Annotated in this window: 9 protein-coding genes; 6 read left to right on the top strand and 3 right to left on the bottom strand. The window is 33.2% G+C overall.

Features of this window, described 5'->3' with window-relative positions:
• The first annotated feature begins 465 nt into the window (after positions 1–465).
• On the top strand, positions 466–897 hold the full coding sequence (locus B3Y13_RS03635) for an Hsp20/alpha crystallin family protein (protein WP_296019579.1): 432 nt from the start codon (positions 466–468) through the stop codon (positions 895–897).
• Between the two features lie 75 nt (positions 898–972).
• Here the strand turns inward: B3Y13_RS03635 and B3Y13_RS03630 are convergent, their stop codons facing one another.
• From B3Y13_RS03630 to B3Y13_RS03620, 3 genes are all read right to left on the bottom strand, one after another.
• Positions 973–1,509 carry a hypothetical protein gene (locus B3Y13_RS03630; RefSeq protein WP_296668106.1) on the bottom strand — a complete coding sequence of 179 codons (537 nt, stop codon included), beginning with the start codon at positions 1,507–1,509 and terminating at the stop codon, positions 973–975.
• The gene (locus B3Y13_RS03625; RefSeq protein ID WP_296668107.1) at positions 1,506–1,910 is read right to left on the bottom strand and encodes a hypothetical protein; all 405 of its coding nucleotides are present in this window, start codon (positions 1,908–1,910) and stop codon (positions 1,506–1,508) included. Before B3Y13_RS03625 ends, B3Y13_RS03630 begins: the two co-directional genes overlap by 4 nt.
• 158 nt (positions 1,911–2,068) lie before the next feature.
• Positions 2,069–2,353, bottom strand: a complete 285-nt coding sequence (locus B3Y13_RS03620) for a TRL domain-containing protein (RefSeq protein ID WP_296019571.1) — start codon at positions 2,351–2,353, stop codon at positions 2,069–2,071.
• 362 nt (positions 2,354–2,715) lie between these two features.
• Between B3Y13_RS03620 and B3Y13_RS03615 the strand changes: the two genes are divergently transcribed.
• The 5 genes from B3Y13_RS03615 to B3Y13_RS03595 all read left to right on the top strand — a co-directional run bounded on the left by B3Y13_RS03615 (position 2,716) and on the right by B3Y13_RS03595 (position 6,723).
• Positions 2,716–2,907 (top strand): hypothetical protein, encoded by a 192-nt coding sequence (locus B3Y13_RS03615; RefSeq protein WP_296019568.1) that lies wholly within the window; start codon positions 2,716–2,718, stop codon positions 2,905–2,907.
• 159 nt (positions 2,908–3,066) lie between these two features.
• Positions 3,067–3,858 (top strand): DNA methyltransferase, encoded by a 792-nt coding sequence (locus B3Y13_RS03610; RefSeq protein ID WP_296668108.1) that lies wholly within the window; start codon positions 3,067–3,069, stop codon positions 3,856–3,858.
• 2 nt (positions 3,859–3,860) lie between these two features.
• Positions 3,861–4,550: a hypothetical protein gene (locus tag B3Y13_RS03605; RefSeq protein WP_296668109.1), complete on the top strand. Its 690-nt coding sequence runs from the start codon at positions 3,861–3,863 to the stop codon at positions 4,548–4,550.
• A complete protein-coding gene (locus B3Y13_RS03600) occupies positions 4,547–5,725 on the top strand; it encodes a hypothetical protein (protein WP_296668110.1) in 1,179 nt (392 codons plus the stop codon). The genes B3Y13_RS03605 and B3Y13_RS03600 overlap by 4 nt, the downstream gene beginning before the upstream one ends.
• Complete coding sequence (locus B3Y13_RS03595) at positions 5,722–6,723, top strand: DNA adenine methylase (RefSeq protein WP_296692772.1); 1,002 nt, start codon at positions 5,722–5,724, stop codon at positions 6,721–6,723. The genes B3Y13_RS03600 and B3Y13_RS03595 overlap by 4 nt, the downstream gene beginning before the upstream one ends.
• The last annotated feature ends 56 nt before the right edge of the window (positions 6,724–6,779 follow it).

Here is a 6,779-nt window from a genome sequence, read left to right as displayed (position 1 = left end):
GCCGCAAAAACCGGCTTTCCACCCTTCGCTAGGCGCTCATTGCCGTCCGGCAACTCCGGGGTTCCAATCCGGGCTGCAAGCCCGGCCGTGCGCGGAAGCGCACACGAAAAAAAGACGGGTTTTGCGGAAGCAAAAGCCGCAGCATGCGAAGCATGCAAGCCCGGCCGTGCGCGGAAGCGCACACGAAAACTGTGTCAAAATTATCCGAATTTTCAAAAAAAATTGCAAAAAAGCGGACAAAAGTGCTCAAAAAATTGCATTTGTTCAGAAAACTGTCCAAAATCTGCCTGTCAAAAAATGAAAAACCGAAAATTTGCTGTTTTTACAGTTTATTTTTTTTCAAAAAATTCGTTCTCAGACTGAAAAAATGCTTTTTTATTTAAGATTTTTAACTTGGCACACTTTTTGCTTATAGATATATGAAAGCTAGAAAAAACTAAGTTTTCAAAACTTTGGAGGTAATGTATGAACGATTTAGCACTTTTTAATGACTTGTTTAATGATTTTGGAGATGACGGTTATACAATGCCGGCATTTAGTTACAAAAAAATGTTCCATATGCCAAAGGTAGACGTAAAGGAAAATAAAGAAAACTATACTTTGACAATGGATATGCCTGGCAAAACAGACAAAGACGTTGACATTGAATTGAACCAGAATGTTTTGACAGTTTCTTCTAAAGACGAAGTTAAAAAAGAAGAAAAATCAGACAAAAAAGACGAAGCAAAATGGCTCATTCGTGAACGCACAGTTTCATCATTCAAGAGAAGTTTTACACTCCCAGATGATGTAGACAGCGAAAAATTGACAGCCAACGTAAAAAATGGCGTTTTGACAGTTTCAATGCCAAGAAAAGCTCTTGCGCAGCCAAAACACATTGCAATTACCAATGCATAAGTTTATAAAAGCTAGGCGTTAATTAAAATGAAAGCATCCGTTTTTAAGAAATCTTGCTTAGAACGGATGCTTTTTTTAGTTTAAATTATTCTTTTCTATTTTTTTTAATATAATTTTTTGATTGTCAGCAAAAGTCAGAATTAGTTCTTTTTTATCTTGAGAGAATTCAAAATTTAATTTAATCGGAATTATTTTTTCAAAGTCTTGAATTTCATCATTTTGAATTTGATAATAAGGCTCTAAAATCAAAAATGACTTTTTTATAAAAAAATCTCCGCCGTCGGTTTGACTTTTTTGTGCAAAAGATTTTAACTTTTCTGTGGAGAAATTTTTTGGAGCTTTTGCTTTATCAAGATTAATTTTTGAAATTTTGTTTTGTATATGTTTTTTAAAAGTTCCATTTTCGGTAAAAATAAATACCATTTTGCTTTCTGTATAAATACTGGCAAATAAAGTTTTTGGATTTTCTGGTTCTCTAAATAAATCGGATTTTAAAGTAGAAAAATTTTCCCAATAACCAAAAAAATCCTTTTTTGAAAAATTTTCTTTTTCGCAGGAAAAAATGAGACTAAGAAAAATAAATAAAATCGAGAGTTTTATAATTTTTTTCATAAGTATTTGTTTAAAAGTAAAAGTTTTTTATTCAATTTTTTACCATTAAATGCAGCAATAGTTTCGTTTTTGGAGTTTTTAATATTTATCGACTTAATTCCTTTTGAAATAAGATGAGTCATTTGCTCTGGAGAAATAAGTGATTCGAGTCTTACCATTATATCTTTTTTGACAGGCTCGATATAAAGTAACTCTTTCTGAGAGAGAACTATTTTTTCGGAATCCGTTTCTAGTGAAATTTCTAAATTAAGAATTTGCTGTTTAGAGAGATTTTTTACGCAGAGTGAAATTTTTATCGAAGTTGGAGCGCAAAACCCTTCGTTATTAAGAAACGAGGTTGTGTCGATAGAAAAATCGGGAATCAATTTGTTTTGGTATTTGCAAGGAGTTGTAAATACCATTTGTGAATTATTTTTTGAAGGAAAATCTAATACAGAAGAATTTGTTTTACAGCAAAAAAATGTACAACAGAATAAAAGAATAAAATATATTTTTTTCATATTAAGACAAATAACCTTGAAAAACTAGAATTTTTCTAGTTTTTCAAGGTAAAAAAAATTTAGTTGCCAGTTACAATTGTTGTGTGACCATAGTAAAAACCCAAATAATTGAAAGTCTTTAAGTCAACTGTTGAAATTTTTGTAATTCCAGCTTTTTTTGCTGCATCGGCAATACCGTAATCTCCGCCACCAATTGGAATAATACCAAAAAGGTATCCAGCAGTATTTGTTCCTACTTTTGCACCAAGCTCATTTGAAGTTGCACATACTGGTGCTACAGATGTACATCCGATAAATGCTGATGCTGAAACGATTAAAGCAAGAAGCAAAGCAATTTTTTTCATAAAAACCCCCTGAAAAAAAACTATTCAATTTTACCCCCCCCCAGTATTTTGTCAATACGCATATGTATAGCTTTTAAATTTATGTAAAATTTGAATTGATTTCTAAAATTTTTAAAATTATACTAGTTAACCTGAATGTCGAGTTAAAAAAACAGATTACTGAATTGTCGTTCCTATGCTAACGAGGTTGTCATTGCCGTGCTTGACAGCGCGATGTTTGCATAGCAAGCTCGGTTAGCAATCTACTGAAAATTTCCAACGGGATTATCGGGATGGGCAAGCCTGATAATGATAGTAAATTATAAAACTCAAAATTTGGGCTATTTTTTAATAAGTTAATAATGTAAAATAAGGTTAAACTTATGGCGAATGGAATTGAAGATTTAAAAGAAAAAAATAAAGATTGTGAGTTGAACAAAATTAAACCGCATGAATTTACGCAGTGGACGAATTTTCAGGGCAGGGAAGATGCGGAAATGCTGGAAGAAAAATCTGCCGGCTGGAGCGCTCTAAAAAGCTCTAAAGGTGATTATGACGTCTGGGATGAAGATTGAATTTTTGCATAGTATTTTCATTGCGGCTAGAAATTTATAAAAAAGGGAGGAGCCCCTCCCTCGCTCCAACCCTGCGGTTTTCCGCTACCCACCCAGCGGGGCCACCCCGCAACGCCCCAAGCCATAGAAAAAAAAGGAAAAATAGCTTAGATTAAAGAGATGATAAATGACGAAACCGACTGGAAAAATTCTGATATAAATGTCGATTCTCTTTGGTTTATTCAAAAGCGTGATTCTTTTGGCAAGCATGAAAATAATTATCATGGAAATTTTGTTCCGCAAATCCCATATCAGCTTGTAAAACGTTACACTCATAAAAATGACACCGTTTTAGAGCTTTTTGCAGGAAGCGGAACAACGCTTTTTGAATGTGAACGGCTTGGACGCAATTATATCGGATTTGATATAAACCAATCGATGATTGATTTGGTTTATCAAAAAATGGCTGATACTCAGAACATTCATTTTGCTATTAATAATTGTGATGTTTGTGATACTTTGAAAATGGCTGAATGTATGTCGCAAAGTTTTAAATGGTGCGAAAACGAAACACAAAATGTTGATTTTTTGATTGCGCATCCGCCTTATATGGACATTGTAAAATTTACTGGTAAAGAAGAAGATTTGTCTTCAATTTCTGATTTGAACTTATTTTTGGAAAAATTCACGCTTGCTATGCAGAACGGCTTGAAATTCCTAAAAAAAGATAAGTATTTTGCGGTTGTAATCGGTGATGTCTATAAAAAATCGGAAGTTGTTCCACTTGGTTTTTATGTAATGAATGCAATTAAAAAGAATTTTGAGGCAAAATTGAAAGGCGTTATCGTTAAAAATATTGAAGGAAACCGCGGAAAAATAGGCGCACAAGGAATTTGGCGTTATAGGGCAATGCGGAGCGATTATTATTTGTTTAAGCACGAATATATTTTTGTTTTCAAAAAGGAATTCTGATTATGTCAAAGAAAACTCAAATTGAACTGTTTTTGGAATTAGCAGAACCTGATGAAAACGGAGTTAGCCGTTGGGTGGCGAAAACAGAATTTGTAGGAAAGTATGCGGACTTAATGTTTCAAAATGGCTGGTCCTGGGGAAGAAGCGATGGCGCACTGGCGAAAAAATTTGTTCTTGAAAGATTTCCAGAATATGGAGCAATAGAAAAAGTCAGGACGGCTGGCTTTAACACAGAGAATTCATTCAGTCAAAATATCCGTAGTGATATAAAAAATTTTTACAAAGATAAAAATTGCGTTATGCTTGGTGTTCACGGTACATCAGTAAATACTCGAATTGAGGTTGACCACAAAGACGGCAGAAAAAATGATATGCGTGTTTCGGATATGGCAACTCAAAAGCTGGAAGATTTTCAGCCGCTATGTAAGGCAGCGAATGATGTAAAAAGGCAAATCTGCAAAAATTGTAAAGCAACAGATAAAAGGTGGGATGCGAAAAACCTTCTCGGAAATCCATATTCTTTTTATAAAGGTGATGAAAATTATTCAAAAGAGTTAGGCTGTGTCGGTTGCTATCAATATGACCCTGTTGAATATAGAAAAGAATCTGCAAAAAGAATTGCAAAAGAAGCAAGCGAAAATACAACTGAGTTCATAATGAAAAAACTTTACGGAGATAATGTAGAAAAATGACAACACATGTTTTTATTGTTGATGACAACACTTTTAAATACCACCTTGAGTATATGTTTGCAGGAACTGGTGCAAATGCAAAAAAAATAGGAAAAGTAAAACAGGAATATGTTATTGATTTTAATAACAGTTCTGAAACTACTTTGTATGAAAGGGAAAAACAGGCTGCTGAAAAAATGCTTGTCGGCATGATGGCCGATGGTTGCCGTGTAAGAAAAGATGATTTAATAATTTTTTATTTGGTTGAAAAACAAAATGGACACGAAGGAATGTTTTTTGGAGTTTTTCAAGCAGCAGAAGATGGAATCTTTCTTGATAATTTTGATGAAAATCAATTTTTGTATAAAGAACTAAAAAAATCACTGACTTTTAGGCTAAAAATCAAGCCTTATCAAGTTTATGCAAAAGGTGTGACAGAATGGGAAGCTCTTGATGAAATAAAAAATATATGTTCACCGTATCAAATGCTTTGGAGTTTGATTTACAGAAAATTGAAGGGAAATCGTGGTAATACAATGATTACGACTTATGAGTCAAAAAGACTAATTTCTCTAATCAGACAGAAAAATAAAAATCAGACTTTAAATTTTTGTGATTACACTTTTGATGGAAGAAATATCATAGAAGGTGAAAATCATAAGGAATATGCAGGCAGAACTGAAAAAATAAATATTTCGCCAAGACTGCTGGCGAAAGCAGGAAAGAAACAAGCGTTTGAAGCACATCTTCAAATGTACATAACTCAAAATATTGGAAGAGGAACAAACAAATCTTTGGACAAGGCTTTAAATGCAGAAGAAAACATTGAGTGGATTGGAAACGAAGTTTCCTGCGGTTTGGGGTTGCAAAGAATAGACGTAATGATTTCTAAAACAATAAATGAAAATCAGAAAATTGTTATGCCTATAGAGTTAAAAGCAGTTGCGGCAAGTTTTGACAATACACGCCAGCTAGGGCGTTATGTTGAATGGATAAAGCAGTATTATGTTCCGAATAGTCCTGAAAGCGATATTCAGCCAATTCTAATTTGTTTAAAAGGCAAGAAGTTGTCAGATGATTTGAAAAATGAATTTAAACGTTTTAATCAGGAAAGCAATGTTCTTCCATTAAGATATATTGAATATGAGATTTTAGAAAATAATTTGGTTTTTAAAACCGTGGACTATCAAAAATGAACTATATCGGCTCAAAATTAAAACTTTGCCAGCATTTTCTGCCGGAAACAATAAAATCTGTTTGCGGAGCAGACCTTTCTCAGAAAATATTCTGCGATATTTTTGCAGGAACAGGAATTGTCGGGCGAACGTTTAAGACATCTGTTCATAAAGTCATTTCGAATGACATTGAATATTACAGCTATGTTTTAAATAAAAATTATATTGAAAATCACCGTCCGCTTGAAAATTCAGAGCTGTTTGTGTCTGAATTAAATGGACTTTCTCCTTGTGCAGACGGATTTATTTATAAAAATTATTGTCTTGGTGGAAATGGAGAAAGACAATATTTTTCTGATGAGAACGGTAAAAAAATCGATTCAATCCGTATAAAAATTGAAGAATGGAAAAACAATGGAAAAATAAACAAAAGTATGTATTATTTTCTCCTTGCAAGTCTTTTGGAGAGTGCTGACAAGGTGGCAAATACTGCAAGTGTTTATGGCGCATATCTGAAAAATCTGAAAAAATCTGCCCAAAAACAAATTGTTTTAGAATCAGCTGATTTTGAACTTAATGATAACGAGCATGAGGTTTTTAAGTCTGATGCAAATGAATTGATAACTAGAATTTCAGGTGATATTTTATATCTTGATCCTCCTTATAACTCGCGTCAATATGGAGCAAATTATCATCTCTTGAATACGATAGCTGAATACAAGCCATTTGTTCCAAAAGGAAAAACAGGACTTCGCGAATATACTCGCTCAAAATATTGCTCAGTTTCGAGTGTAAAAGAAGAATTTGAAAGCTTAATAAAAAATGCAAATTTTAAATATATCTTTCTTTCCTATAATAATGAAGGCTTAATGAGCGTGGGAGAAGTTCAGAGAATTATGCAGAAATACGGACGCTATGATTTGGCCCAGACTGATTATCAGCGTTTTAAGGCCGATTCAAACCGTTTTAATAAAGCTGAATCGACTGTAGAATATCTGCATATTTTGGAGAAAGATTAACTTGAAAAAACATTTTTTCGGCAGAATTAATTTTCTGTTAAAATATTGCTATAAAA

The organism is Treponema sp. UBA7567 (assembly GCF_002476655.1).
Taxonomy (GTDB): domain Bacteria; phylum Spirochaetota; class Spirochaetia; order Treponematales; family Treponemataceae; genus Treponema_D.
The sequence above is the reverse complement of the archived record's forward strand: the minus strand, read 5'-3'. Positions and strand labels throughout refer to the sequence as shown.